This is a genomic window from Sorangium sp. So ce693 (assembly GCF_051521375.1).
GTDB lineage: Bacteria > Myxococcota_A > Polyangia > Polyangiales > Polyangiaceae > Sorangium > Sorangium atrum.
Window position 1 is genome coordinate 2731741 of sequence record NZ_CP150347.1, and the last position, 26041, is coordinate 2757781.

Sequence of the window (26041 nt, forward strand, 5' to 3'; positions counted from 1 at the left end):
GTCGGGCCTCGTCAGGCCTCCTTTCCCTCCCCCTCGTACAGGTCCTCCGGAAATGCCCATCGCTCCCGGCTCTACGCTCGGTATCCTCGGTGGCGGCCAGCTCGGCCGCATGACGGCGCTGGCCGCCCGCACGCTCGGGTACAAGGTCCACGCCCTCGACCCCGACCCGGACTGCCCGGCCCGTTCGGTGCTCGATCGCTGCATCGTCGCCTCGTTCGACGACGTTGCGCAGGCGGCGGAGCTCGCGTCGCAGTGCGACGTGGTGACGCTCGAAATCGAGAAGATCGCCACCGACGGCCTCGTGGCCGCAGCCCGGTTCGCGCCGGTGCGCCCGTCGGCCGACGTGCTGGCCATGGTGCAGGACCGCGGCGTCCAGAAGGGGTGGCTGTCGCGGAACGGCTTTCCGGTGGGGCCCTTCCGCGAGGTCGCGACGAGCGAGCAGCTCCTCGAGGCGACGCGCGCGATGGGCGGGGCGTGCTTCGTGAAGTCGTGCGTCGGCGGGTACGACGGCCGCGGCCAGCTGCGGCTCTCGGGGAACGCCCGCTCGAACGATGGCGCCGACGGCGGCGCTGGCGGCGTCGGCGACCTCGAGCGCGAGGCCGCGGCGCTCTTCGCGTCGCTCGGCGGCCAGCGCTGCGTGGTCGAGCAGGCGCTCGACCTCGAGGCCGAGCTCTCCGTGCTCGTCGCGCGGAGCCCGAGCGGCAAGCTCGCGGTCTACCCGCCGGCGCTGAACCACCACGTCGACCAGATCCTCGACTGGTCGCTGCTGCCGGGCCCGCTCTCGGCCGCGGTGACGGGGCAGGCGGTCCAGATCGCGCTCGACCTCGCGGTCGGCCTGCGCGTCGAGGGGTTGCTCGTCGTCGAGCTCTTCCTGCTCAAGGACGGCCGCCTGCTCATCAACGAGCTCGCCCCGCGGCCCCACAACAGCTACCACGCCTCCGAGGTCGCCTGCGCGACGAGCCAGTTCGAGCAGGCGGTCCGCGCCGTGTGCGACCTGCCGCTCGGCTCGGTCGAGATCGTCCGCCCCGCAGCGATCCTCAACCTGCTCGGCGACGTCTGGCTCGGCGGCGCGCCGCCGCCGTTCGAGGCCGCGCTGGAGATCCCGGGCGTCCGGCTCCACCTCTACGGCAAGCGGGTCGCCCGACCCGGCCGCAAGATGGGCCACCTCTCCGCCACGGGCCGCACGCCGGAGGAGGCGCTCGTCGCCGCTAAGCTCGCGATGGCCCGGCTCTCGGCGCAGGCCGGGCTGCCGCCGCTCTCCGGGCGCTGAAGCGCCGCCAAGCGAGCCCCCGCCGGCCCACGACGCTCTCCACTGCTGCCCGTGATGGCGCGGCGCGCGCCGCGCCATCACGTCGACGGATTCGCCCCGTTCGCGTCGATTCATGAGCCGCCGGTGAGCCGCGGCGCAACTGCATGTTCTGGACGGCCCTGTCGGACGAAACATCGATATAGGATGTGTTCGATCCGAACACACGCCCTGGACTTCGACGAATAACTCGCACAGAGGCGCCTCTGTGGCATGTTCGAATCTTAACAGGTCGCGACCGTGGAGACTCCGGTCGTGCCCCTGCTTGCAACCCTGTCCATCGTGGGCGGCGGTGACCGCCCGCGGAGGAGCAAGTCGATGAAAAGAACCTCATTCATGGTGTTGGCGTGCGTGTCGTGCGGGCTGGGCAGCGTGTCGTGCGGGGGGGCGGACGCGGGCGACGACGCCACGCACGAGACGGAGCCCCAGTTCTCCGTCGACGCTCAGGGCGGGGTCTTCACCGGGGATGATGGATTCAGGATCGAAGTGCCGCCGGGGGCGGTCAGCGCGGCGACGGAGCTCACCATCGAGAACATCGAGGTCGCCCGCGAAGGCGCGGTAGGTCCCATGTACCGGCTCGGTCCGGAGGGGCAGACGTTCGCCAAGCCGATCAAGCTCACGCTGCCGATCACCGTCGAGCTCGAGGCGGAGCTCGGGGAGAATACCGTCCTCGATGCCTACGGCTTCTCCGCGCCGATGGGCTCCGAAGTCTTCACGCCGCTCGAGCATCACGAGGTCTCTGCCGCTGAGCTCATCACGGAGACCACCTCCGTTGGCACCTTCTACGCCGGGATGATCCCGGCGGGGGTGATGGCGAGCCAGCACGCCTACCCGATGGCGCTCGCCGCCGACGAGACCTACCTCTACTTCGCGAGCGGCGGCACCGAGGCCACCGCGCCCGCGGACTCGAACGACGGCTACATCTATCGCGTCAGGCCGGGCACCACCGAGGTGGAGGCGATGACCGCGGCGGATCCCGACCCCAAGGCGCTGTGGGTCAACGCCTCCCACGTGTACTGGGCGAGCGGCGGAGACAACGATCCGGTCATCCCTTCGGCGCTCAAGCGCGTCGACAAATCGACCCTGGAGATGGAGACGCTCGTCGAGATCGGCTACCTGCTGAGCGTCACCGGAGACGAGTCGTCCGTCTATTTCGGCGATGGCGACGGACACAACATCTACAAGATGCCCCTCGACGGCGGCGCGCCCGTCGTCCTCGCGGCCGACGCCGGCGCTCCGGAGTACCTGGCGCAGGACGCAGAGAACATCTACTGGACCGGCGGCGCCACGACGAACAAGGTCTACAAGGTGGCGAAAGCGGGCGGGGACGTGACCGTCATCGCCGAGAACGAGGGCGAGCCGGCCGGGATCGCGGTGGACGCGCAGTTCGTCTACTGGGCGAACACCGGTGACGGCGGCGTGTTCAAGGCGCCGATCGCCGGAGGGGCGAAGACGCTGGTCTACCAGGGGGGCTCGATGGGGGGGCTGGCCCTCAGGGGCTCGACGCTCTTCTCGACGGACATGAGCCGGAACCGCAGCGTTCAGGCCCACGATCTCGCGAGCAATTCGACCGTCGTGCTCGCGCTGGGCCAGCACTTCGCCTGGCGCATCATCGCCCCGGAAGGTCAGGACGTGTTCTGGACCAACGGCGGTGACTACCGCTTCGAAGGCCAGATCGTGTCCTACCGCGCTCCTTGAGCGCGCGCGTCCGGCGGCGATGCCGGGCAGCATGACAGCAGGGGCGAACGCGAGGTCGCCCCGTCCCGCCGATTTGTGAGCCGCCGATGAGCCGCGGTGCGACTGCTCATCCGGGACCAGCGTGACGGGTAGGGGGGTGGTCCCACATGCTTATGCTTGGCTTCACTTCCGGTGACTCCGGGGCTCCCCTGTCGTGTGGACGCGACGGCGGCGCCGGGGCCGCGTGCTGCGAGCTCGGCACAGTCAATCGTCTCCACTGCCAGCGCGGAGAGCGCTCACGGCGTCTTTGTCTTCATGGCGAGCGCGTGTCGGCCGGGGCGGAACCACGCGCGTTGGCCACCGGGACGGACCGTCAAACCAGGAAGCCGTTGATCCGACAACACCCGAGCCCAACTCCAACGATCATCTCGTGAGAGGCGCTGCTGTGGCATGTTCGCGCCTCATCGGCTCGCGACCGTGGAGACTCCGGCCGTGCCCCTGCTTGCAACCCTGTCGATCATGGGCGGCGGCGACCGCCCGCGGAGAAGCAAGTCGATGAAAAGAATCTCATTCATTGTGCTGGCGTGCGCGGCGAGCGGGCTGGGCAGCGTGTCGTGCGGGGGGGCGGGTGCGGATGACGGCGCCGCGCAGGGGAACGAGCCGCAGTTCTCCGTCGACGCTCAGGGCGGCGTGTTCACCTCGGACGACGGGTTCAAGATCGAAGTGCCGCCGGGCGCGGTCAGCGCGGCGACGGACATCACCATCGAGCGCGTCGAGGGCGCGCGCGAGGGCAGGGTGGGGCCCATGTACCTCCTCGGCCCGGAGGGGCAGACGTTCGACAAGCCGATCACGCTCACGTTGCCGATCACCATCGAGCTCGAGGCGGAGCTCGGAGAGAATACCGTCCTCGATGCCTATGCCTTCACCGCGCCGGCCGACGCCGATGATTTCACGCGGCTCGGGCGTCATGACGCTTCCCCTGCCGGCGTCATCACGGAGACGCCGCATTTCTCCCGCTTCCAGGCCGGGATGGTCCCGCCGGCGGCGATGGCGAGCCAGCACGCCTACCCGATGGCGCTCGCCGCCGACGAGACCTACCTCTACTTCGCGAGCGGCGGCACCGAGGCCACCGCGCCCGCGGACTCGAACGACGGCTACATCTATCGCGTCAAGCCGGGCACCACCGAGGTGGAGGCGATGACCGCAGCGGATCCCGACCCCAAGGCGCTGTGGGTCAACGCCTCCCACGTGTACTGGGCGAGCGGCGGAGACAACGATCCGATCATCCCCTCGGCGCTCAAGCGCGTCGACAAATCGACCCTGGAGATGGAGACGCTCGTCGAGATCGGCTACCTGCTGAGCGTCATCGGAGACGAGTCGTCCGTCTATTTCGGCGACGGCGACGGACACAACATCTACAAGATGCCCCTCGACGGCGGCGCGCCCGTCGTCCTCGCGGCCGACGCCGGCGCTCCGGAGTACCTGGCGCAGGACGCCGCGAATATCTACTGGACCGGCGGCGCCACGACGAACAAGGTCTACAAGGTGGCGAAAGCGGGCGGGGACGTGACCGTCATCGCCGAGAACGAGGGAGAGCCGGCCGGGATCGCGGTGGACGCGCAGTTCGTCTACTGGGCCAACACCGGTGACGGCGGCGTGTTCAAGGCGCCGATCGCCGGAGGGGCGAAGACGCTGATCTACCAGGGGGGCTCGATGGGGGGGCTGGCCCTCAGGGGCTCGACGCTCTTCTCGACGGACATGAGCCGGAACCGCAGCGTCCAGGCCCACGATCTCGTGACGAACAAGACCACCGTGCTCGCGCTGGGCCAGCACTTCGCCTGGCGCATCATCGCCCCGGAAGGTCAGGACGTGTTCTGGACCAACGGCGGTGACTACCGCTTCGAAGGCCAGATCGTGTCCTACCGCGCTCCTTGAGCGCGCGTCCGGCGGCGATTGCGGGATCAGGACAGCAGGGGCGAACGCGACGGATGGAGCCCGTTCGCCCTCACCGCATTGCACCGAGGGTGGCTTCGAGAGCCTGTGGCGAGCGCTCCCGAGTCCGCTCGCCAGCGCGCGCTGCGCCGCCCCTCTGCGCCGGCGTGCGCTGCTTTACGCATTGACCGTGTCCAGCGTCCTGGCGTAGTTCTTCTCATTCGATGCAGATCACCGTCTCGAGGGCCCGGCTCCAGGTCGCGCTGCTCGCCGTGATGGCGGTGATCGCGGGCGCCGGGCTCGCCGTCGAGGTGCTCAAGCCGCTTCTCCACCTGAGGAGCCAGAGCGGCGTCGTCCCGTTGTTCTCGCTGAGCTACGAGCAGAATGTGCCCACCTGGTACACCTCGTCCCTGCTGTTCGTGTGCTCACTCACGCTCGCTGCCATTGCCGTCGGCGCCCGCCGCACGGGCAAGTTCGTGAAGCACTGGTGGGGGCTCTCCGCGGCATTCCTCTACATCTCGCTCGACGAGGTGGTCGAGATCCATGAAGCGGCGAGCTCCTGGCTCGATCTGGGCGGGGTCCTGTACTTCAGCTGGGTGATCCCGGCGGCCGCCGTGGTGGCGCTGTTCGCGGTCGCATACCTCAAGTTCCTCTCGCACCTCCCGCGAGCGACGCGGAATCGATTCCTCCTCTCGGGCGGGATCTACGTCACCGGCGCCCTCGTCCTGGAGCTGCCGCTCGGGTACTGGACCGAGCGTGCCGGGAGCGACAACCTGATCTACGCGCTCATCGACTTCGTGGAGGAGTCGCTGGAGATGCTCGGCGTGAATCTCTTCCTGCTGGCGCTCGTCGATCACCTCGCCGTGCAGGGGTGGACGATCGGCTTCTCGCAAGCAGCACCAGAGCCGCGGCCCGCGGCGGCACCGAGTCCCACATGAGCGCACGGGCCGAGCCCGCGTCCGCTGCGCTGCTCGGTGTGGGCCGGGCCGCGTACATCGTCGGCCCCTGGTACGATTGGGCGTTCTTCCTGCTCCCGCCGCTCGTCGCGCTGGCCGCGGGCGCCCTGATCGCGGGGACGCCGTTCGCCGACGCGACGTTCAGGCTTCACGGGGAGAAGGTCACGTGGGCGGGGCTCTTCATCGGCACGCTCATCCACGGCCACCTCGCCGCGGTGCTCCTCCGGAGCCACGGCAACGCGGACATCTTCCGGCAGCACCGGCTCCGCTTCCTCGTGGCGCCGGTCGCCCTGTTCGCCGCGATGATGCTGTCCATGTGGGCCGTCGCCTGCGTGTCGGTCCTCGTGGTGTTCTGGGACGTCTACCACTCGGCGCTCCAGACGTTCGGCCTCGGGCGCATCTACGACGCGCGCGCGGGGAACGCGCCAGCGCTCGGCCGCCGGCTGGATCTGTGGCTCAACCTCGTCCTCTATGCCGGCCCCATCCTGGGCGGCGCGACGATGCTCCTCCACTTCCAGAGCTTCGACGCCTTCGAGGGCGTGGGCCCCGCCTTCTTCACCGCGGTCCCTGCGCTGATGACGTCGAGCCACCGCGCCATCAGCTGGGCCGTCATCGCCGCGGGCACGGCGTACCTGGTCTATTACGCGCTCGCTTACCGCGCGATGTTCCGGCGGGGTTACCGGGTGTCGTTCCCCAAGGTGTGGCTGCTCGTCAGCACGGGTCTCTGCTCGATCTATACGTGGGGGTTCAACCCCTGGGGACAGGCCTTCTTCATCATGAACCTGTTCCACGCCGTGCAGTACCTGGCGCTCGTCTGGTGGTCGGAGGGCGGGCGCCTCCGCCGCCGGCTGCGGCTCGACGCGCTCCGGGCCGGAGCGCCGATCGCGGTGGCGATCTTCCTCGGGGGCGTCCTTGTGTATGGGACCTGGGCCGAGCTCGCGCCGGCGGACGACCGCGCGCTGTGGTCGATCACGCAGACCGTCGCGCTGATGCACTTCTGGTACGACGGCTTCATCTGGTCCGTGACGCGCAAGCAGGTATGAGGCGATCGAGCCTTCAAGGTGTTACCAAAGAGGGGTGTATGCCAATCCAACGTTGTCTCCGATCCATGGTCATCGCGCTCGGGGTCGCCTCCGCGGCGCTCGTCTCGCCCGCTTGCGGCAAGTCGCCGCAGATCACGGCGGAGAGCATCGAGGACAACTGGGCGCTGACGGAGCAGCACGAGCCCGGGTCCGTCGTCATGACGGTGGCCCCGGACGGGCAGGTGACGGCGCTCGTGAAGGATCGCGACGGCAAGCCCATCGCGGCGGATGTGTCGGGCAGCGTCTCGGTCAAGGTGCCTGGCAAGGGCGGAGCCCCCATGAGCGCGGCCCTCGTGCCGGAGCCCAAGGCGGGGGGCGTGCTGCTCGCCAAGCTCCCTCCGCTCGAGGATGACCTGACCGAGGTCAGCTATGAGCTCAAGGTGAAGGGCGAGCCGTTCAACGGGGTGCTGCACGTGCCGCGCGGCGGGACCCGGGAACTCCAGGAGAGCGCCAGGGAGCACCAGACGACCCAGCTCGACGGGACCAAGGGGCCGAACGGGGGTGTGCTCCAGCCGGTCGGAGACGACGTCGTGGAGATCGTCGCCGACAAGGAGAGCGGCGATCTGCGCGTGTACGTGCTCGATCTCAACCTCAAGCCGGTGCCGATCGGCGAGCGCGAGATCAAGCTCGCGATCCAGACGCCGTCGGGGCCGGACGTCATCGTGCTCGCGCCCGGGCCCGATCGGCTCTACTTCACCGGCAAGCTCAACGTGAAGGTCAATCCGACCAAGATCACGGTGGTGCTCAAGCAAGGCGGCCACACGCACGTGGTCCTCTGCGGCTACCGTCCAGGCGCTGTGATCGTGGTCGGCCCGAGCGCGCCCGTGATCGGCATCCTGGTGGCCACCACGTGGGCCGTGAGGGTCGACGTCAAGCCGACCGTGGTGGTGCATGACGACGATGACGACGACGGCCGGGTGATCGTCATCCACAAGCACAAGCACAAGGGCAAGGGGAAGGGCAAGTGGCACTGGAAATGACGGGGGAGGAGGGCGCCGCGCTCGGACGGGGCGCGCCGACGCGGTAAGGTGGCGGCGCGGCGCGCCCGCGCCTCCCTCGAGAAAGCCCTCTCCCATGACCGAAGCGCCCGAGATCCCCGACCTCTCCCCCGACGACTGCCATCCCCGGGCCGCCGCTGCCCTCGCCGACCCGTTCTTCTGGTCGCTCACCGACGAGACCGCGCCGTTCGGCAACGAGACCGCGCACGAGACCCTCACCGCCTTCCGCGATTTTCGCGACGAGCACCCGAAGAAGAGCCCGATCGAGCTCCTCGACGCGCTCCTGGAGCGCTGGGAGGTCGGCAATGGCGGCTGGGACGCCGCGGACGCGGCCGAGGTCGAGGCGCTCGGCGAGGAGGACGAGTACGGCCTGCTCACCCGCGACGAGGCGATCCTCGCCCTGGCCTTCAGCCAGATCGTCGTCGAGGGCAGGCTGGATCCGGAGGTCCGCCGCCGCGCGCTGCTGGCGCTGGCCCGGCAGGCGCTCCCCGCCGTGCTCAGCGCCTACGAGGGGCGCGCCCTGGAGAGGGCGCTGCGGATCGACCGCATGAGGGGGGTTCTCTCCGCTCGCTGGGATTAGTTCGGGCTGCCAGAGGTCCGGCCAGAGATCCGGAGAGAGATTTCAACGCAAAGCCGCAAAGTCGCAAAGTCGCAAAAAAGAGCAGACTACTTGTGTTTTGCGTCTTTGCGCCCTTGGCGCCTTTGCGTTGAAATCTCTCTTCGTTCGCGAGACAGATCCCTGGCGGGATTTATGACACGCGGAACTGGCCAAGCACCTCGGCGCGGACGGCTACGGGAGCGCCCAGTCCTGCGCGTCCTGTCGGCACACAGGCCCGCAGTCTTTGCCGTTCGGGTACGATGTCCGGTACGCGGGGGTGAAGGTCTGCTCTCCGAGGAGGGCGCCGTTCCGCCGCATGACGACGTCGACGCGCGCCGGCGTGCCTTGAATCGCGAGCACCTGCGTGAACTGCCCGGGGGCCGGGATGCAGCTCTGGGAGACGGCGTCGCCGTGCCTCGTCTCCGTGCAAATTGCCACCGCATTGATCGAGACACTGACGGTCGGGCTGCACTGGACGAACTCGCCGCCGCCGCCGACCTTCGGTGTGTTCGTCCAGCTGTAGGCGCACGACACCGCGTTGCCGTCCACCGTGAGCTCCAGCGTGTACTCTCCCGCTGCCCAGCTCTTGTTCGCCGTCGCGGCAGTGATGGTGAAGGTGTCGCTACAGCCCATCTCGGTGCATGCCTTCGGGTTCATGATGCAGCCGGGCATGGCGGCGGCCATGACGAATCCGGCGGCGAGCGCGGCGGTCGTGCGCGCGCAAGAGCCGAGCGGGACGAGGGAAAAAAGAGACAAGGACATTGGGGGGCATCCTCTCTACGGCGGGACCGCCGTCGATGGACGCGGTGGCGTAGCAACGGGCAGGCCACCCGTGCGGCGCAAGCAGCTGGCTCTCCGGACGCCTTGCGCCATGTGCCGCCGAGCGGCGCATGACAGGTGTGTCAGGGCAGCGACCTCGTGGCTCGGCGGACGGATGCCCCGGCGCCGCCGGCGCATCGCGTCTCCCGATCGCGCGGCGGCGCTTCGAAGGGGGCTCCCGCCGGCGCGGATTCGGGTACCGTCAGGCCGTCGAGCGTTCGAACGTGAACGCCTGTCCTGCCAGGAGGTTTGCACATGAAGAAGACATACACGGGGAGCTGTCACTGCGGTGCGGTCCGCTTCGAGGCCGAGCTCGACCTGAGCGCTGGAACCAACAAGTGCAACTGCTCCATCTGCACCAAGACGAGGAACTGGAACGTGATCCTGAAGCCGGACGCGTTCCGGCTGCTCGCGGGAGAGGACGCGCTGAGCGACTACCAGTTCGGCATGAAGGCCGGGCACCACCTGTTCTGTCGACACTGCGGCGTGCGCTCGTTCGGGCGCGGGTATGTCGAGGCGATCGGCGGTGACTACGTGGCGGTCCAGCTCGCTTCGCTGGACGACGTGGATCCCGCGGAGCTCGTCTCCGCGCCGATCCGGTACGCCGACGGACGCAACAACAACTGGGGCGCGCCGCCGGGAGAGACCCGGCACCTGTGAACGGCGCCGCCGCTGCCTGCGGCGGAAAGCGTCCCACCGACGGATGGCGCCGCTGTACGCCGGCGCCCCCGGCGCGCCGTCTTCACCCGTCTTCACTTCGCGACCTCTCCCGTCTTCAGATCGAGCTTCAGCTCCCGCACCACCTCCGGCTTGGCGCACACGATCTGCGGCGCCGAGCCCTGCACATCGGTCTTGATCCGCTCCTCCAGCTTCTTCGCGAGATCCCAGGTCGGCACGAACGCCGCGAAGAAGCGCTGCCCCATGTCGCGCGTCACGACGAAGCGCGCCGGCGAGAACTCCGTGCGTCCCTTGAGCGCCTTGCGCGTCAGCGGGAAGTCGTAGTCGTCCGGCGCCGTCTTGCTGAACGTGTAGAGAACCACGAGGTTCTGCGGGCACTTCGGCCCGCCGGGCCTCGGCAAGGTCCGGTTCTCCTTGGGTGTCGGCGGCGGCCCCTTCTGGAGCTGGATGGTCCCCGGCGCCGCGCCCGCGGCCTCGCTGGCGCCGCCGTGCTTCAGGATCGCCCCGCCGGCCGCGACCCATACCGCGCCGTCGCTCCCGACGGCCACGTCCCGGGCCTTCACCCCGTCGGGCAGCGGCGCCTGCTCCCAGGCATCGCCCTTGCGCGCGAACAGCGCGTCGTCCGTGAGCGCCCACAGCGTCCCGTCCGGCGCCGCCGACGCCGTGAGCACGCGCGCGCCCTTCGCCGGCGGATCGCCTCCAGGGCGCTCTCTCCGTTGCAGTTGTGCCCGTAGCTCAGCGCGGTCCCGTCGCGCGTCGCCCCGAAGCCTCCGGGCGGACCTCGCGCCCGGCGCGGCAGCGCACGCGCCCGCGAGGGCGCCCGCGATCAGCAGGCCAGGGCCAGGTGCACAGCGCCGCACGCGGCCCTGTCTAGGGCTGCCAGATGCAAGCGCACCGCTCGTAGGGGCCGCTCGACTCGCCGACCGCGACCTCCACGAGCTCTCTGCGCGCGAGCGCCGCCTGCTCGTCGGGCCCGAGCCCGGCGGCCGCAGCGACGCCCGCGGGATCCTGCGCGTACGCCAGCTGCTGGAAGGGATCGATGTTCAGCTCGGTAAGAAAATCGTAGACGCGATCCATGGTCATTCCTCTCTGGTGATGTTGTCTGAGTGCAGCGCAGCGGGGTCGATGCCGAGCGTCTCCATCATGGCCTCGTCCAGGGGAGCCGGGCCCACGGCGGGGACGTAGAGCGTGGAGACCTCCGAGACGGCCGTCGCCGGGAGCTCCGCCAGCGCGACGCGCGACGCCCGCGGCGGCTCGATGGGCAGCACCGAGGCCTCGTAGACGACGACCTCGTGCGAGGCCGGGAACCTGGTCGTCAATACATCGCAGAGCACCCGGAGCCCGCGCTGGATGCGGCCGGCGTCGGCGGCGTCGAAGAAGCCGGTGTTGCCGATCACCCCGATCTGGCAGAGCACGAGCGGCGTATGGACGTCGAACGGCCGCCGCCGCACGAGGAAATCCGTCGCCTCATGGATCTGGCAGCCACCGCGCGCTGGATCGACGCCCAGATCCGCGTACATGCAATCGAGGAACGAGACGCCGGGCGCCATCTGCGCCGGATAGCCCGCGCGGCGCGCCTCCTGGATGGCCGCGTGGGCGGCGCGGACCAGCACGCCCGGGTGGCCATAAAACACCGCGCATACCCGCAGTCCTTCACGGAGCGGGGCCAGGATGCGCCGGATCATCTCGGCGTAGATGTCGCGCCGCGGGCCCTTCCCGGTCGCGTACGGCAGCGACTCGGCCGCCGGGTTCAGGCCGCGGATCCAGCGCGCATTCCAGGGATCGGCCACCGCGAAGAGCACCCGGTCGGCCTGCTCGATCGCCCGCCGCGCAGCGAGCGTCATCTGGCCTCCCCACTGGATCCCGGTGCCGACGATGATCAGGGAGCCGGCCATTCAGCGTCGAGGGTACTACGCACTCGGTAGTACGGACAAGGATGGTATTGGGCGGGAGTGTGCTCCGGCGCTGGTGGCGCGGCGCGCGGCGCGCGCCGCGCGCCGCGCGCCGCGCGGCGGCGGTAGCGGCGGCGCTGTAAGATCCCGTGGGCTTTCGTGTTTCCATGCCCATGCACGCGCTTGCTCTGCTCCTGTGCCCCCTGCTGCTCCTCGCCACGGCCTGCGCCGCCAGGGAGCCCGACCCGGCGGATCGCCCTCGCCCGGGCGCTGACAACCCCTGCGCGCCGGGGGGGACGCCTCGGCCTCCCCGCAAGCACGTCGTGGCCACCACGGTCACGCCGGACGGCCAGATCGTCGACTGGATCCCCATCGAGTCCCAGACGCCCGACGGCAAGATCGCCACGCCTCCCGCGGGGCCGACGGCGCCGGAGGGAGCCAGCCCCCCGCCGCCGGCGAGCCCGGATGGCGCTGCGCCGGCGCGGTCTCCGGACGCGGCTACCGTTCAGCTCGGGCCGAGAGGCCCCGCCGGCACGGTGCCGGTGCTGCGCCCCCGGAGGCCGCAGTGCGACTGCTTGCCCGGGTATGTCCAGCAAGCCGACGGCTCGTGCGCAGCGCTTGCGTCGCACTGCTCGGGCGAGGGAGGGATGGCGTCGAGCAAGTCGTTCACGACCTGCTGCCCGGGTCTCACGCCCATCGAGAGCATGGAGCGCGTCGACGGTGCGTGCGTGACAACGGCGCCCGACGCGCACCTCTGCGCGAGATGTGGAGACGGCGCCTGCGGCGCGGGGGAGAACGACTGCAATTGTCCGGGCGACTGCGGTGGAGCCCGGCCCTGAGCGACGCTTGGATCATCCGGCATACAAGCCGCGCGTGCGTCCGCACAGGCGCACGAGGCCGAGCAAGCTGTCGATGGTCGGCGTCGGCACGCCGGTCAGCTTGCCAATCTCATGGACCACGGTCACCAGCGCATCGATCTCGAGCGACTTGCCCGCTTCCGCGTCCTGAAGCATCGATGTCTTGAACGCGCCGAGCCTGCGCGTGACCTCCATCCGGTCTTCTCCGCTCTGCGCGATCGGGCAACCGATCTTCTCGCCGATCGTCGCCGCTTCCTGCATTGCATGGAGACAGAATCCGCGCACCAGCGGATCGTCGAGTATCCGATCGCACGTCGCTCCGGTGAGCACCGACACCGGATTCATCGTCATGTTGCCCCACAGCTTGTACCAGACGTCGGTCCGGATGTCGGCGCTGGCCTTGGCCTCGAAGCCGGCGCGCTGTAGCAGCTCGACAAGCGCGCCCACCCGAGCCGAATGTCCGCCGGCCGGCTCGCCGAGGAGCAGGTGGTTGCCGCGGCCGACGCGCACCAGCCCCGGCTCCGGGCTGGAACCCGACAGGTGCACGACGCAACCGATCACCTGGCGGAGCCGGATGGCGCGCGGCACGACGTCGCCCGGATCGAGCGACTGGAGCCGAGCGCCGGCATAGGGCACGTTCTCGGGGGCGAAGAACCACCACGGCACGCCGTTCATCGCGGGGACGACGATCGTGTCCTCGCGGAGCAGCGGCGCGATCCGCGCGGCGACGTCGGCCAGCGCGGTGGCCTTGACAGCGATGATCACGACGTCCTGCGCGCCGAGCGCCGCGGGATCCTGCGCCGCGCGGATCGGCACGCGGGTGATTTCTCCATCGACTTGCAGCAGCAGACCGCGCCTCTGCAAGGCGGCGAGGTTCTCTCCGCGCGCGACGGCGCTGACGTCGCAGCCGGCCGTGGCCAGCCTGGCGCCGAGCAAGCCGCCGATGGATCCGAAGCCGTAGACAGCAATTTTCATGGTGTGCCTGCATCCTATCGTTGCGGACCGCCGGTCGCCTCCTCGCTCGCCGCCGCCGGTCGCGGCGCACCGCGGCAAGCCCGTTCCTGGCCAGGCGCGGAGCTCGAGATCGAGGTGCTGTGCCGTTTGTGCCGTTCGGTCACCTCGGCGCTTGCGGCGCGAGGCGCGCTGACGATGATGGGCGCGCCCGACCGGCACACCATCCGGGGCGCTTGGAGGAACTTACTTATGAAGGCCAGGTATTCGCTCGTTGTCTCTTGGATTGTGTTCATGGCGGCGAATGGCTGCGGCGGCGGCGACGACCCGCTCCAGTCGGAGGGCGGGGGTGGATCCTCCAGCGATCCCGGGGCCGGCGGGTCGAGCAGCTCTGCGGGCGGCGTGGGCACCACGACCTCGAGCGGCACCAGCGCGGGCAGCGCGGGCAGCGCTGGCGCGGGCGCGAGCGGCGCCACGACGGGGAGCGGCAGCGGCGGCGCTGCGGTGGGGAGCGGCAGCGGCGGCGCTGCGACGGGGAGCGGCGGTGGCGGCGCCGGGGCGGGCGGCGCCGGAGCAGGCGGCGGTGGTGACGTGTCGGCCGTCTGCCCGGGCGGCCCGTACGCGGCCAATCCGCTGCCGGCGAACGGCGGGCCGCAGCTGGTGAGAGGGGGGTTCACGTACGTCGAGGGCCCGGTCTGGGTCGCCGAGCTCGGGGCGCTGTTCTTCTCGGAGATCAACATGCTGTCGCAGAACACTCCGCCCCTCAACGGTCCGAAGGCGAAGATCCAGAAGCTCACGCCGCCGGGCACGATCGAGGTGTTCCTCGAGAACAGCGGGACGAACGGGCTGGGCCTCCACAGCGATGGGAACCTCATCGCATGTACCCACGACACGCGGAGCATCTCCGTGTTCGATCTCGGCACGAAGGCGCGGCGCGAGGTCGCCGGGTCGTACATGGGCAAGCGGTTCAGCTCCCCGAACGATGTCGTCGCGCGGAGCGACGGCAACGTCTACTTCACCGATCCCGATTTTCAGCTCAGCGCCGGCAGGCCGGAGTTGCCGACAGCGGCTTACCGCGTGTCCCCGTCCGGCGAGGTGAGCCTCATCGGCACGCTGGAGACCCCCAACGGCGTCGCGCTCTCGCCGGACGAGCGCGCGCTGTACGTGACCGAGTTCACCCCCGGCCGGATCCGTCGTTATCCGCTGAGCGCCGAAGGAGCGCCCGGCGCCTCGTCCGATTTCGCAGCGAACCTGCCGAAGGCCGACGGCATGGGCGTCGACTGCGCGGGCAACGTCTACATCGCGTGGCGCGACGGCATGGATGTCCTCGCGCCGAGCGGCGCAAGGCTCGGCTCGATCACGGGGCTGGGCGAGGTGTCGAACGTCGCGTTCGGCGGGGCCGATCGAAAGACCCTTTACATCACGGCGGGCGCGTCGCTCTACGCGATGGAGGTGAACATCCCCGGATATCCTAACTGAACTTTGCTGGACGCGGGCCGCCGTGCTCAACCGCGCCGGCGTTCCAGCTGCGAGCGTCCGGCGGCTCGTCCCCGCGCGCGAGCGCGTATTCCGGGAAATCCGTGGTGGCTCGATCGACGCGGAACACCGAGCGGGCGATAGCGCTTGACCGGCCTGCCGGCCCGGCATAAGTCACGATGTTCGAGGGAATCGAGCCGGTGAGCATGGGAGTGGTTGTCGCCGAGGCGCTCGCCGCGCAGCATATCGAGCGCGACGCCGAACGCAGCCTCGACGCGGCGCTCGCCCTGGCGACCACATTGCATGAGCCAGGGCAGCGCGAGCGCTACCGGCGTCTGCTCGAACGCGCGATCGAGCAGGCGGATCGCGCGCTGGCCGCCGCCGAGCAGGAGCGCGCCGCCCTCCAGGGACATGAGGTCGACGCTGGAAGGGAACGAATCCTCGCGACGGCGATGGGCGCCCGTTCGACGCTGGCGCGGGCTCACGCGGCGCGGGCGGCAGATGCGCTCCACGGAGCGGGCCAGCTCTCGTTGAGCGCGCAGCGCGCGCCGACGCGCGAAGCGTGCGACGACGGGTGGCGGCGCGTGGAGGCGATCGTGGCCGGCGCAGAGGCCTCGGCCCGCGCGGCCGCGATCAGCGCCGCAGAGCTCGAGGGCGGCTCTCCGCGGTCCAAGGTCGCCCGCGCGGCGCGCGCGGCGGCTCACGAGGCCGAGGCCGCCGCCCGCGCGGCGCGCAGGATCGTCGAGGAGCGAAACCACGCGTATACGTTCCACACGGACAGCGGCTTTTCGTTCGGCGAGGGGTGGTATGTCGCCGCGGCCGCCGTCCTCGCGGGCGCGGCCATCCAGGTCGAGCCAGGCAAGCCGGGGACACCGCAAGCCGAGGCGTTTCTGCGCGATGCTGGCCTGAGCGATCACCTTCAGGCGCACCGCTCGCGCCCGCGCGCGGTGAAGCAGACGACGGAGATCGTCGCGCGCGCCTTCAAGGCCGAGCCGTCGTCCGCCCAGCGGAGGCTCCGCGCGGCGTTCCTGGGGGACGCGCCGATTCCGGGATCGGTGATCGCCTGGGTCGATCGCAGGCTCGCGGAAGCGCGCGCGGGAGAGTCACGCCGGAAGAAGGTGCTGCTCTGGATCCGCGAGGGGCTCCACCACCCGCACCGCAACACGACGCTCGCCGAGCTCCTGGAGCTGACAAACCTCGTTCAACGTGCAGGGCTCGTGCCTGTGTTGACCGGCGACGCCCTTCGAGGCGCACAGGTCCCCGACGGCGCGGTCGACATGACGCTCTTCTGGAAGGACCCCACCTTCCGGCAGCTCGACATGCGCCGGGCGCAGCTGCAGTTCTTCGAGCACTTGAAGCGCACGCACGACCTCGTCGGTCAGCTCGGCGTCACGACTGCAGGCATGGATGGGCCCGCGCTCATGGGGCTTCCCACGATGTATCTCACCGACGTGTCGAACGTGCGCATGCGGGAGTGGGTCGGCGCGGTGCCGGGATACCAGGAGATCGTGCGCGAGGGGGGGTATCTCGAGCGCGTCAGCCGTGTGTTGTCCGAATGGGCGGCAGCTCCGTTTTCGTGAAAGTTCACAGGGAGGAGGCGAGCGGGGAGTAAAATCCCATTCATCTCCCTGTCTCCCCGTCTCCCTGTTCAATTCCTCGTATTTGTCAGGAGGCGCCGCCTCCGCCGCCCGTGCCGCCCCCGCCGCCGGTGCCGAGCGGGGTGTCGTCGCCGCTGCAGTCCTGATCGATGCTGTCACCTGCCACGTCCGTCGCCCCGGGGTGGATGTCCGGATTGCCGTCGTCGCAGTCCTCCTCGGGCCCGTAGCCCTCGCATGTCGCCTGGTAGCCGTCGCCGTCGCTGTCGGTCGCGGGCTCGTCGCACGGGGGCATGCCGTAGCAGGCCATCAGCGTGACAGCCATCATGCCGCCCGACGCCACCGCGAGCAGCCTGCTCGCCATCCCGTGGCGCGCCTGCGCGCAGGTGACGCGCTCGGCCGTGGCCGTGGCCGTCGCGCCGCAATGCGGGCAGGCGGAAGCGCCCGGGGGAACGAAGCCATCGCAGCAAGGACAAGCGCCGAGGGTGAGCATGAGGATCTCCGCCTTTGAGCCATGCGGCCGAGCCCTGGCGCACGTCGGAAGGCCGAGCCAGGGAGGTCGAACCCTCCCATTCTATGGCGAGGCGCCCAGGCGCCACGCAAGGAAAATGGAGGGGAATGGCGCAGCGGCCCGGCGCGCGCGTGCACAGGTCACCATCCCCCGCGCGTCGAAAGGGCGCAGGAGCGCAGGAGCCGGCGGCGGACTTCGCGGTAGGCTCGGGCATGGCGCTGCGCCGTCTCGATGTGGTTCCCGGCGAGTATTTCCCGGCGTACGTCGTCTGGGAGCTGACGCTCCGCTGCGATCAGCCCTGTCGGCACTGCGGCTCCCGGGCAGGGGCCGCGCGGCCCTCGGAGCTCGGCACCGAGGAGGCGCTGGGCGTGGTGCGGCAGCTCGCGGCGATGGGCGCCCGCGAGGTGGTGCTCATCGGCGGCGAGGCCTACCTGCACGACGGCTTTCTGGAGATCATCGCGGCGCTCAAGGCCGCGGGCGTGCGGCCGACCATGACCACCGGGGGGCGCGGGATCACCGCGGAGATCGCGGCGCAGATGAAGGGGGCCGGCCTGCACAGCGTCTCGGTCAGCGTCGACGGGCTGGAGCGCGCCCACGACCTCATCCGCAAGGCCCCGGGCAGCCACCGGAGCGCGCTCTCGGCGCTCGGGCACCTCCGGGGCGCGGGGCTGCTCACCGCGGCCAACACCAACCTCAACCGGGTGAACCAGGGCGATCTGGAGGCGCTCTACGAGCTGCTCCGGGAGCAGGGGATCAAGGCGTGGCAGGTGCAGATCACCGCGGCGCTCGGGCGCGCGGCCGACCGGCCGGCGATGCTGCTCCAGCCCTACGATCTGCTCGACGTGCTCCCGCGCATCGCCGCGCTGAAGCGGCGGGCCTTCCAGGACGGGATCACGGTGATGCCCGGCAACAACCTGGGCTACTTCGGCCCGGAGGAGGCGCTCCTGCGCTCGCTGCGCGAGGGCGGCCGCGACCACTTTCGCGGCTGTCAGGCCGGGAAGCTGGTGCTGGGGATCGAGTCCGACGGCGCGGTGAAGGGCTGCCCGTCGCTCCAGAGCGATGCGTACGTGGGCGGCAACCTGCGCGGGCGCGCGCTCCAGGAGATCTGGGACGAGGCGCCGCGCCTCGCGTTCGCGCGGGCGCGCACGGCCGACGATCTCTGGGGCTTCTGCCGGAGCTGCGCGTTCGCGGAGGTGTGCATGGGCGGGTGCAGCTTCACGGCGCACGCGCTCTTCGGGCGGCCGGGGAACAACCCGTACTGCCACTTCCGCGCGCGCACGCTGGCCGCGCAGGGCAAGCGCGAGCGCCTCGTGCCGGCCGAGCCGGCCGCGGGGAGGCCGTTCGACAACGGGCTGTTCGAGCTCGTGCTGGAGGATCTCGACGGCCCCGATCCCGGGCTCGATTCCCCGGAGCGGCTGGTCCAGCTCACGCGTAAGCCGCGGCCCTCGAGCTGAGTTTGCTAAGGTTCCGGGATGGTCCGACCGGTCACCCGTCGAGCGTTCCTCCACGCCAGCTGCTGCGCTGCTGGAATTGCCGCCTTCGATGGGATTGCCATCGAACCTTCGTGGCTCGATGTCGCCGAGCACGATGTCCCGATTCCGCGGCTCCCGGCCGCGCTTCAGGGGTTTCGCATCGCTCACCTCTCCGACATCCACCTGCGCGCGCTCGGCGGTGTGCACGAGAAGGCCATCGACGCCATCCGCAGGCTGGCGCCCGATCTCGTCGTGCTGACCGGCGACTCGATCGAGGGCGAGGGCTCGCTCGGCGCGCTGGAGGAGTTCTGCCGCAGGCTCGCCGCGCCGGGGCGGGAGGTCCTCGCCACCGTCGGCAACTGGGAACACTGGGGGCACGTCCCCTTGCAAAGGCTGAGCGAGGTGTACGCGCGCGCCGGAGCCAGGCTCCTCGGGAACGAGTCGGTGCTGCTGAAGCGCGGCCTCTCCGTCGTCGCGACCGACGATTTCTGCAGCGGGAACCACGACCTGCGCGCCGCCCTGACGAACGTGCCATCCGCTCCGGCTCGGCTCTTTCTCACGCACGCGCCCGGCATCTTCGAGGCGCTCTCTCCCGGCGCGCCGCGCTTCGACCTGGGCCTCGCGGGGCATACGCATGGAGGGCAGATCCGAGCGCTCGGAACGGCGGTGTGGGTTCCGCCTGGATCGGGCCGATTTCGCTCGGGTATGTACGACACGGCCCATGGCAGGGTGTACGTGAGCCGCGGTGTCGGCACGAGCGTCCTGCCCGTGCGGTTCACATGCCGGCCAGAGCTGCCCGTGTTCCGGCTGATCGCAGGGTGACGTCCTGCCCGACGACGGATGTCCGGGGGGTGAGCCGCCGCAGTCCGTCAGTCGCGCTTCGGTTCTGCGGAGAGCGCGTCCAGGCGGCACGCGACCGACAGCGAGAGCCCCACCTCGACGAGCGAGATGGGCCGCTGCTCGATGGCCCCCGGCGGCGCGCAGTCCACGAGCGAGAGCGGCGCCGACGCCGCCTGCGCCGCCTCCGCGAACGACCGAGCCCTCCGGAGCCATTGCTCGGTCAGCTGCGCGCGGTGCCCCTCCGGCTCCTTCACCTCGGCCCGAGGCTGCCCGAAGGTGGCCCCGCGCCGCCCGTCCTTCGCGGCCTGGACCGCGGCGCTCACGTCGCGCCGGACCTGCGCCACGGCCGCGGCCAGCCGGCTCCTCGCCCAGAAGTCGAGCTCGGGGGCGAGGCGCACCTCGATCACGCCGTCGACGGCGGCCGATACGGCGTCGCCATCGCTCTCCGCCTTGTCGGGGAAGACCGCGGTGAACGATGCGCCAAGCATCTTCACCGTGGATGCGCCGGCGGTCGCCTCCGTGAGCTGTCGCCCCAGGTCCTCCACCGAAGCCTTCGCCGCGGTGAGGGCGCGCTGCGGATCGGCGTCGGTCTCCTGGAGCGCGAAGCTGAGGACGAGCACGTCGGGGCGGACGACCAGATCGGCCTGGACCGTCCCCCGACTGGGCAACGCCGGCGCGGGCAGCATGCTGGGCATGCTCGCCGACGTGGAGCCCAGGCTCGACGCGTAGGAGGGGGAGAGGGCCGCGCCGGGCGCCGCCCCGGATGCGCCCCCGCAACCGGTCAGGAGGGCGAGGGCGAAAACCGCGGTTCGCATCGGGGGCCGACGCTAACACGCGCATCGAAACCCAGCAATCGTACGGCCGGGTTGGATCCGCTGTGCACGCTCTGGAAGGCGTGCCGCCGTGCCATCCGCGACGTCGACGCGGGACCTTCGGTACGGGAGGCGTGACGCGAGCGCATGGCGCGTGCGTGCGCCGGGTCATCGACGTGAAGCTTGCCGCCTTTTATACCGCCCGCCCGATCACCGTGGGGCCTTCTGGGCATATAGGACCGCCACTTTCTGACGCCTGCTGCAGGCACCGCCAAGGGGTTGCACTCCTGGGATGGAGGATTTTTGTGATGAACAGGGCACGAGCTTCGACCGTCGGCATATTGCTCGCGTTTCTCTTGGTGGGTTGCGGTTCTTCGAGCGGCCCGGAAGAACCCGAGAGCTCGGGCGGCCCGGGTGCGGGTGCGGGCAGTAGCGGGAGCACGGGCGGCAACGGGAGTACGAGCGGCAACGGGAGCACGAGCGGCAACGGGAGCGCGACGACAGGCAGCGGCGAAGGGACGGGTGGCGCGACGGGTTCGAGCGGTGCCGGCGGCGATCCGGGTGGAGACGGGGGTTCTGGCGGCTCGTCCACCGGGACCGGCGGTGACCCCGACGTGGTCGAGCCCACGCTGATCACCTCGGGCGCGAACGAGTACTGGAAGATCGGGACGCCGACGGAAGTGACGAGCGCCAATGCCGACGTGACCGTCGATGACGCGGCAACGCAGCAGCGATGGGATGGCTTCGGCGGCTCGTTCAACGAGATGGGCTGGAACATGCTCTCGATGCTCAGCGAGTCCGACCGGCAGCGAGCCATCAAGCTTCTCTTCGACAAGGACGAGGGCGCAGGGTTCGCTTACGGGCGCATCCCCATGGGGGCCAGCGACTATGCGATGGACCGCTATAGCCTCGACGAGAAGAAGGATGATTTCACGATGGAGAGCTTCTCCATCGCGCGGGACAAGGAGAAATTGATCCCGTACATCAAGGCGGCGCTCGCCGTGAGGCCCGGCCTCCACCTCTGGGCCAGCCCCTGGACGCCCCCCACCTGGATGAAGAGCAACGGCGCCTTCGATGGTGGCAAGATGAAGGACGACGCGAACACCCTGAAGGCACATGCCCTGTACTTCGCGAAGTTCGTGGAGGCGTACGCCGCAGAGGGCATGACCATCGAGGCGGTCCACCCCCAGAACGAGCCGACCTACGAGACGAGGTATCCGAGCTGCGCCTGGACGGGGCAGCTCATGGCCAAGTTCATCGGCACCCACCTGGGGCCGCTGTTCGAAGAGCGCGGGATCAAGGCTCAGATCTTCCTCGGCACGATGTCCAACGACGCGGCAGACCCGGGGATCCTCAGCGCCGTGACCGGCGATGCCACCGCGATGAAGTACGTCAAGGGCTTCGGGCTGCAGTGGAACATGCGGGGCAGCGTGAACGGCTTGAAATCGCGCAACCTGCCGATCGTGCAAACGGAGCACCAGTGCGGCAACTACAACTGGAACCCTCCGGGCGTGCCGGCGTTCAACCCGAACACGGCAGCGAACGATCACGCCTACGGGCAGGAGAGCTGGGGGCTCATCCGCGACTGGATCAAGGCGGGGGTGAACTCGTACAACGCCTGGAACATGGTGCTGGACCCGGTGGGCAAGAACATCGACTCGCAGCGGCCGTGGCCCCAGAACGCGCTCCTCAACGTGAAAGCCGACACGAAGGAGCTGATACTGACCCCTGCCTACTACGTGTTCCGCCACGTCTCCCAGTACGTCGATCCTGGAGCGATGCGCGTCAACACGACCGGCGGTGACGCGCTGGCCTTCAAGAACCCTGACGGCACCATCGTCACGGTCATCTACAACTCCGGCAGCTCCGCGAAGACGACCACCCTCAGCGTGGCCTCCAAGAAGCTCCAGTTCAGCGTCCCTGCCCGCGGCTGGGCCACCGTCAACTGGAAGTGAGCTGCGCGCGACCCGACCCGGGTCGACCCATCGCGGCCTGAACCTGTCGACAGCCTCCCGGGAGAGGTGAAGCGGTGGTGCTGCACTTTGCCCCGAAGTGCAGCACTCGCGCTCAAAGTGCAGCACCCTGCGCGAGCAAAGTGCAGCACTCACGACCCCTCCGGGGGATCGAGCCGGTCGAACAGGGAGAGCTGCTCAGGCTCGCGGGGAGCGACGACCGGGGGAGGCGGGGGCTCGGAACGACGCGGCGAACGCTTCAGCGCGGGCGTCGGCTCGGTCACCAGCCGGAGGAAGCCCCGGCCGTTCGGAAGCGGCCTCGCTGGCGCGGAGGGCTCGCGATGAGTGAGCGGCTGCGCCTCGGGAGCGGCGACCTCCTCGCCCGACAGGAGCTCGTCCATGAGCTCGTCCAGCGTCCACACCTGGTCCGTGATGCCGCCCTGCATCCCAGGTGTGACGCGCAGCGTGCGCACGACTCGTGTCAGGTTATAGGCCACATAGTTCAGGGCGACCGCTGCGGCGTGGTGGTCCGCCTTCTTCGAGAAGGCGTAGCAGAGCCGACGCATCCGCCCGTTCTGGTGCCGCGTGGAGCCGTTCAGGCGCTCCACGTACGCCGTAGAAGCCTTGGCCGGGTCGGGCGCGCCGTAGACCACGGACTTCGTGATGAAGGGGTCCCGGGGCGGTTCGTAGCGGTGGTCGTCGTCCCGGCGTCCACGGCTGCCGGAGCGGTAGTTCTTCACCGTCTGCATGTAGTCAATCGACTTCCCGAAGGACGTGCCTACGGCCGGGATGTACGGCGCGAAGCCGTCCGAGGTGAGCTGAGGCATGACCACCATGCGCGCACGAAGGTCCTTGATGAAGGCGTCCGTCGTCGGCTGGTCGCGCTTGCCGACGCGCCAGCAGATGACCATGCGGCTCGTCGCGTCGATGGCAACGAAGGTGTACGCCTCGCCAACGGTGGGCGGGTCGGCCTCGGTCACGCGGGACTGCTTCTTCTGGACGAAGGACCAGATTTCGTCGACCTGCACGAGGCTGCACTGCACGTCTCGCACGAGGCGGTCATGCAGGCGCACCGCGCCGGCACCCAGCGCCAGCAGGAGGCGCGTGATGGTGCGGTGGTTGACCTCGGTCATGCGCTCGGCCGCCCGGATGCTGTTGCCATCCAGCAGGGCAGCCAGGACACGCAGGCGCTTCTCCGCCGGGAGCACGTTCGCCACGGGACCCTTGCCTTTCCCCGGCGGAGGGCCCACGATCCGGTCTGCCAGGACGTCGGACGGGTCGCACCGCTCGGCTTCTGCCGCCCTGCCTTCGGGTTCCAGCCGGAGGCGGGGCGCTTTCGTCTAAGGTCCTCTGATTATAGCGCTTTTGTCGAGGAAAACCGCTTAGGAGAGCGCGGACTCGATGCCGGCAGGACGGGGTATGTCACAGCCGAGGTGGCGCGTTGCGCGGGGGGTGCGCGATGAGCAACTCCGCGTGTCCGTTCGTGTACGCCGGTCGCCGCGTCATCGAGACGTCTTTGGCACTGAGAACGGAATGGCTCGAATTGACGGCTGATCGCGACGCAATTCTGGCTCGCATGAGAGACGACATCATGAGATTCGATGGTCACCTTCCAACATGGAGCAGGCGCGGACAGGTGAGCATGATGCCGCTAGAAGGGTCACCGCATGATTACGAGCCGATATGGAATCGGGAGCGGATCGTTGGCTACAGACTCAGGTCCGACTCTTCTTGTCCACCAGCGCACTGAGGATGTTGTCGTAGAAGTTGTCATCATTCGAGCACGCCTTGCGCAGGACACCGGCAAACTCGATATGATAGGACCCGTCCTGAGCGAGGAACATAATCAGATCCACGCTCACGTCCTTCCCCTGTCCGGCTTTTATGAGGTACCGCGCCTCGATAGTGTTGGGCCCTTGCAGCGCGTGCGCGCACCCAACCACGCGAGAAAAGCCATCTTCGATGTCGCTGTCTTTGATCTGGTGAGGCGTGCACGCGCTTTGGTCCATGCCGAGGCCAGCCGCGATCTTTTTCATCTCCGAATCTATGATCGATTTCCACCGCGCCGGCGTAAACTCGATCTTCACGCCAGACTTGATCAGCTTGTCATATCGGCTCATGAGTCCCTCCTTGACGAACCGGGGGTCATGAGGCACGATGCCCCCTCGTACGGCGCGAGCCGTTCCCGGTCCACACGACGGATCGGTCTAGAAAGGTCGGGTCTGAACCACCCGGCCTTTCGTTTATGGACCGAACCTTTGTTTCGACCCGCAGTCAAGCGGGTTTTACTGCGAAAAGCACGCGGTTTTACACGCATAAAACCGGAAGAGCCGCGCAGGTGCGCAGATCCGGGATCTCTGGGTGTCGTTCGCGTGGCTACTTGCGAGCGTTCATCGGCGCCGCCGCTTGAGCCGGAGCGCCAGCGCCTTTCGGGCGATCCTGAGCCGCGATGCCGCCGTGCTTGGGTTCATGCGGCGCCGCTTGGCGTACGCGACGAGGCTCTCTGGATCGTCCACGGAGAGCAGCGCCTCCAGTTGCCAGTCCGGGAGCTCGGTCATCGCGTCGAGCACCTCCCGCGCCTCGATCTGGGCGTGCATGTCGATGCCGACGGGCTCGCGGAGCAGGCCCAGCGGGCTCGGGTGGAGCACGGCACGGCGCGCCCACGCGCTGTGGACGTAGTGCGAGGCGAGGCGCCACGCGATGCCGTGCAGCCACTTCCGGAGCGCATCGCGCGGCTTGTCCCGGGGGTCGGGTCTGTAGAGCCCGCGTCGGACGGCGTTCCAGGCGTTGAGCAACACCTCGGCTTCGACGTCGCGGCGGTCGCGCTTCGGGATGCCGGCGAGCGTCGCCAGGACGATGCCGCGCTCGGCGAGGATCGCCTCCATCGTCGGCTTCTTCCGGGGATGTCGTGCGGCAGGCGGGCGTCCGGCCCCCTTCCGCGGGCGCTTCATCCGCTCCTCCCGCAGGTTGGGCAGCGGTCCGCTGCGACTGGGCGGCCGAGTAGGCGCTCGATCGTGGTTCCAGCCGCCCGCGCGGCGCGCATGGCGGTGCCAGGCGACCCGGCGAACTGGCCCGAGGCGATCGCGCGGATCGAACGGGTCGGCATGCCCATGACCTCGGCAAGGCATGCCCACGTGCCGTACGCGGCGCGCAGGTTCTTCAGCGCCGCCCGGAGGCGCTTGCGCTCGGGTTCGGTGAGGGAACGGGTGACGAAGGAGCGGCGCCGTGTGGGTACACGTCCGCCTTGCCCACCGTCGGGTGGGATCAGGTACAACTGCATCGTCGGACTCCGTGGAAGCGGGGTTCGGCCACGCAGCCCGGACGGTTGGCGCCGTCGCGGGCTGCACTACTTCCGGCCGAACTTAGCCGCTCACGCGAGGTCCGGAGTCAAAGTGCAGCACTCAGATCCAAAGTGCAGCACCACCGGTGAAGCTTAAACCGGAGGGTGTCGACAGCCTCCCGGGAGAGGTGAAACTCAAACCGGAGGGTGTCGACAGCCTCCCGGGAGAGGTGAAGCTTAAACCGGAGGGTGTCGACAGCCTCCCGGGAGAGGTGAAGCTTAAACCGGAGGGTGTCGACAGCCTCCCGGGAGAGGTGAATCTCAAACCGGAGGGTGTCGATGCTCCGGAGCGTCGCC

26 protein-coding genes are annotated in these 26041 nt (G+C 69.5%); 14 read left to right on the top strand and 12 right to left on the bottom strand.

The annotated features are described in order from the left end of the window. The first annotated feature begins 52 nt into the window (after positions 1–52). The 7 genes from purK to WMF14_RS10545 all read left to right on the top strand — a co-directional run bounded on the left by purK (position 53) and on the right by WMF14_RS10545 (position 8531). Complete coding sequence (gene purK, locus WMF14_RS10515; protein ID WP_437800514.1) at positions 53–1270, top strand: 5-(carboxyamino)imidazole ribonucleotide synthase; 1218 nt, start codon at positions 53–55, stop codon at positions 1268–1270. 354 nt (positions 1271–1624) lie between these two features. Continuing rightward, positions 1625–3004 (top strand): DUF5050 domain-containing protein, encoded by a 1380-nt coding sequence (locus WMF14_RS10520; protein ID WP_437800516.1) that lies wholly within the window; start codon positions 1625–1627, stop codon positions 3002–3004. Between the two features lie 534 nt (positions 3005–3538). Continuing rightward, entirely contained in the window at positions 3539–4918 is a 1380-nt protein-coding gene (locus WMF14_RS10525; protein WP_437800518.1) for a DUF5050 domain-containing protein, read from the top strand. Positions 4919–5139: 221 nt separating this feature from the next. Continuing rightward, the gene (locus tag WMF14_RS10530; RefSeq protein ID WP_437800520.1) at positions 5140–5853 is read left to right on the top strand and encodes a hypothetical protein; all 714 of its coding nucleotides are present in this window, start codon (positions 5140–5142) and stop codon (positions 5851–5853) included. Then, a complete protein-coding gene (locus tag WMF14_RS10535) occupies positions 5850–6914 on the top strand; it encodes a hypothetical protein (RefSeq protein ID WP_437800522.1) in 1065 nt (354 codons plus the stop codon). Before WMF14_RS10530 ends, WMF14_RS10535 begins: the two co-directional genes overlap by 4 nt. 38 nt (positions 6915–6952) lie before the next feature. Then, complete coding sequence (locus WMF14_RS10540) at positions 6953–7933, top strand: hypothetical protein (protein ID WP_437800523.1); 981 nt, start codon at positions 6953–6955, stop codon at positions 7931–7933. Positions 7934–8027: 94 nt separating this feature from the next. Next, on the top strand, positions 8028–8531 hold the full coding sequence (locus tag WMF14_RS10545) for a hypothetical protein (protein ID WP_437800525.1): 504 nt from the start codon (positions 8028–8030) through the stop codon (positions 8529–8531). Between the two features lie 210 nt (positions 8532–8741). Here WMF14_RS10545 and WMF14_RS10550 read toward each other — a convergent pair whose 3' ends face one another. Beyond that, complete coding sequence (locus WMF14_RS10550; RefSeq protein WP_272101493.1) at positions 8742–9311, bottom strand: hypothetical protein; 570 nt, start codon at positions 9309–9311, stop codon at positions 8742–8744. A gap of 312 nt (positions 9312–9623) precedes the next feature. Between WMF14_RS10550 and WMF14_RS10555 the strand changes: the two genes are divergently transcribed. After that, positions 9624–10028 (top strand): GFA family protein, encoded by a 405-nt coding sequence (locus WMF14_RS10555; protein WP_437800527.1) that lies wholly within the window; start codon positions 9624–9626, stop codon positions 10026–10028. 92 nt (positions 10029–10120) lie between these two features. Here the strand turns inward: WMF14_RS10555 and WMF14_RS10560 are convergent, their stop codons facing one another. From WMF14_RS10560 to WMF14_RS10570, 3 genes are all read right to left on the bottom strand, one after another. Further along, complete coding sequence (locus tag WMF14_RS10560) at positions 10121–10717, bottom strand: hypothetical protein (RefSeq protein WP_437800529.1); 597 nt, start codon at positions 10715–10717, stop codon at positions 10121–10123. Between the two features lie 199 nt (positions 10718–10916). Beyond that, on the bottom strand, positions 10917–11123 hold the full coding sequence (locus WMF14_RS10565) for a hypothetical protein (protein ID WP_437800530.1): 207 nt from the start codon (positions 11121–11123) through the stop codon (positions 10917–10919). A gap of 2 nt (positions 11124–11125) precedes the next feature. Then, positions 11126–11941 carry an SAM-dependent methyltransferase gene (locus WMF14_RS10570; protein ID WP_437800532.1) on the bottom strand — a complete coding sequence of 272 codons (816 nt, stop codon included), beginning with the start codon at positions 11939–11941 and terminating at the stop codon, positions 11126–11128. Between the two features lie 170 nt (positions 11942–12111). On the opposite strand from WMF14_RS10570, the gene WMF14_RS10575 reads away from it, so the two are divergent. Beyond that, a complete protein-coding gene (locus tag WMF14_RS10575; protein ID WP_437800534.1) occupies positions 12112–12777 on the top strand; it encodes a hypothetical protein in 666 nt (221 codons plus the stop codon). Positions 12778–12789: 12 nt separating this feature from the next. On the opposite strand, the gene WMF14_RS10580 is transcribed toward WMF14_RS10575, so the two are convergent. Beyond that, positions 12790–13770 carry a 2-dehydropantoate 2-reductase gene (locus tag WMF14_RS10580; RefSeq protein ID WP_437804176.1) on the bottom strand — a complete coding sequence of 327 codons (981 nt, stop codon included), beginning with the start codon at positions 13768–13770 and terminating at the stop codon, positions 12790–12792. Positions 13771–14040: 270 nt separating this feature from the next. On the opposite strand from WMF14_RS10580, the gene WMF14_RS10585 reads away from it, so the two are divergent. After that, complete coding sequence (locus tag WMF14_RS10585) at positions 14041–15225, top strand: SMP-30/gluconolactonase/LRE family protein (RefSeq protein ID WP_437800536.1); 1185 nt, start codon at positions 14041–14043, stop codon at positions 15223–15225. Here the strand turns inward: WMF14_RS10585 and WMF14_RS10590 are convergent. After that, positions 15218–15430, bottom strand: a complete 213-nt coding sequence (locus WMF14_RS10590) for a hypothetical protein (protein WP_437800538.1) — start codon at positions 15428–15430, stop codon at positions 15218–15220. The two genes, WMF14_RS10585 and WMF14_RS10590, sit on opposite strands and share 8 nt — an antisense overlap. Between WMF14_RS10590 and WMF14_RS10595 the strand changes: the two genes are divergently transcribed. After that, on the top strand, positions 15429–16802 hold the full coding sequence (locus tag WMF14_RS10595) for a hypothetical protein (protein ID WP_437800540.1): 1374 nt from the start codon (positions 15429–15431) through the stop codon (positions 16800–16802). The genes WMF14_RS10590 and WMF14_RS10595 overlap by 2 nt on opposite strands. An 85-nt stretch (positions 16803–16887) precedes the next feature. On the opposite strand, the gene WMF14_RS10600 is transcribed toward WMF14_RS10595, so the two are convergent. Further along, positions 16888–17310 (bottom strand): putative metal-binding motif-containing protein, encoded by a 423-nt coding sequence (locus WMF14_RS10600; RefSeq protein WP_437800542.1) that lies wholly within the window; start codon positions 17308–17310, stop codon positions 16888–16890. A 230-nt stretch (positions 17311–17540) separates the two neighbouring features. On the opposite strand from WMF14_RS10600, the gene WMF14_RS10605 reads away from it, so the two are divergent. Together WMF14_RS10605 and WMF14_RS10610 are read left to right on the top strand one after the other, a co-directional pair. Beyond that, on the top strand, positions 17541–18782 hold the full coding sequence (locus WMF14_RS10605) for a radical SAM protein (RefSeq protein WP_437800544.1): 1242 nt from the start codon (positions 17541–17543) through the stop codon (positions 18780–18782). An 18-nt stretch (positions 18783–18800) separates the two neighbouring features. Beyond that, positions 18801–19622, top strand: a complete 822-nt coding sequence (locus tag WMF14_RS10610; protein WP_272101503.1) for a metallophosphoesterase — start codon at positions 18801–18803, stop codon at positions 19620–19622. 47 nt (positions 19623–19669) lie between these two features. Here WMF14_RS10610 and WMF14_RS10615 read toward each other — a convergent pair whose 3' ends face one another. Continuing rightward, on the bottom strand, positions 19670–20455 hold the full coding sequence (locus tag WMF14_RS10615) for a hypothetical protein (RefSeq protein ID WP_437800546.1): 786 nt from the start codon (positions 20453–20455) through the stop codon (positions 19670–19672). 305 nt (positions 20456–20760) lie between these two features. Here WMF14_RS10615 and WMF14_RS10620 point away from each other — a divergent pair, with 305 nt between their 5' ends. Beyond that, positions 20761–22407: a glycoside hydrolase family 30 protein gene (locus WMF14_RS10620; RefSeq protein ID WP_437800548.1), complete on the top strand. Its 1647-nt coding sequence runs from the start codon at positions 20761–20763 to the stop codon at positions 22405–22407. A 149-nt stretch (positions 22408–22556) separates the two neighbouring features. Here the strand turns inward: WMF14_RS10620 and WMF14_RS10625 are convergent, their stop codons facing one another. From WMF14_RS10625 to WMF14_RS10640, 4 genes are all read right to left on the bottom strand, one after another. Continuing rightward, a complete protein-coding gene (locus WMF14_RS10625) occupies positions 22557–23621 on the bottom strand; it encodes a transposase (protein ID WP_437800550.1) in 1065 nt (354 codons plus the stop codon). 498 nt (positions 23622–24119) lie between these two features. Beyond that, entirely contained in the window at positions 24120–24524 is a 405-nt protein-coding gene (locus tag WMF14_RS10630; protein ID WP_437800552.1) for a hypothetical protein, read from the bottom strand. A gap of 270 nt (positions 24525–24794) precedes the next feature. Beyond that, the gene (locus WMF14_RS10635; RefSeq protein WP_437800554.1) at positions 24795–25355 is read right to left on the bottom strand and encodes a sigma-70 family RNA polymerase sigma factor; all 561 of its coding nucleotides are present in this window, start codon (positions 25353–25355) and stop codon (positions 24795–24797) included. After that, a complete protein-coding gene (locus tag WMF14_RS10640) occupies positions 25352–25684 on the bottom strand; it encodes a transcriptional regulator (RefSeq protein ID WP_437800556.1) in 333 nt (110 codons plus the stop codon). The genes WMF14_RS10635 and WMF14_RS10640 overlap by 4 nt, the downstream gene beginning before the upstream one ends. Positions 25685–26041: the final 357 nt, after the last annotated feature.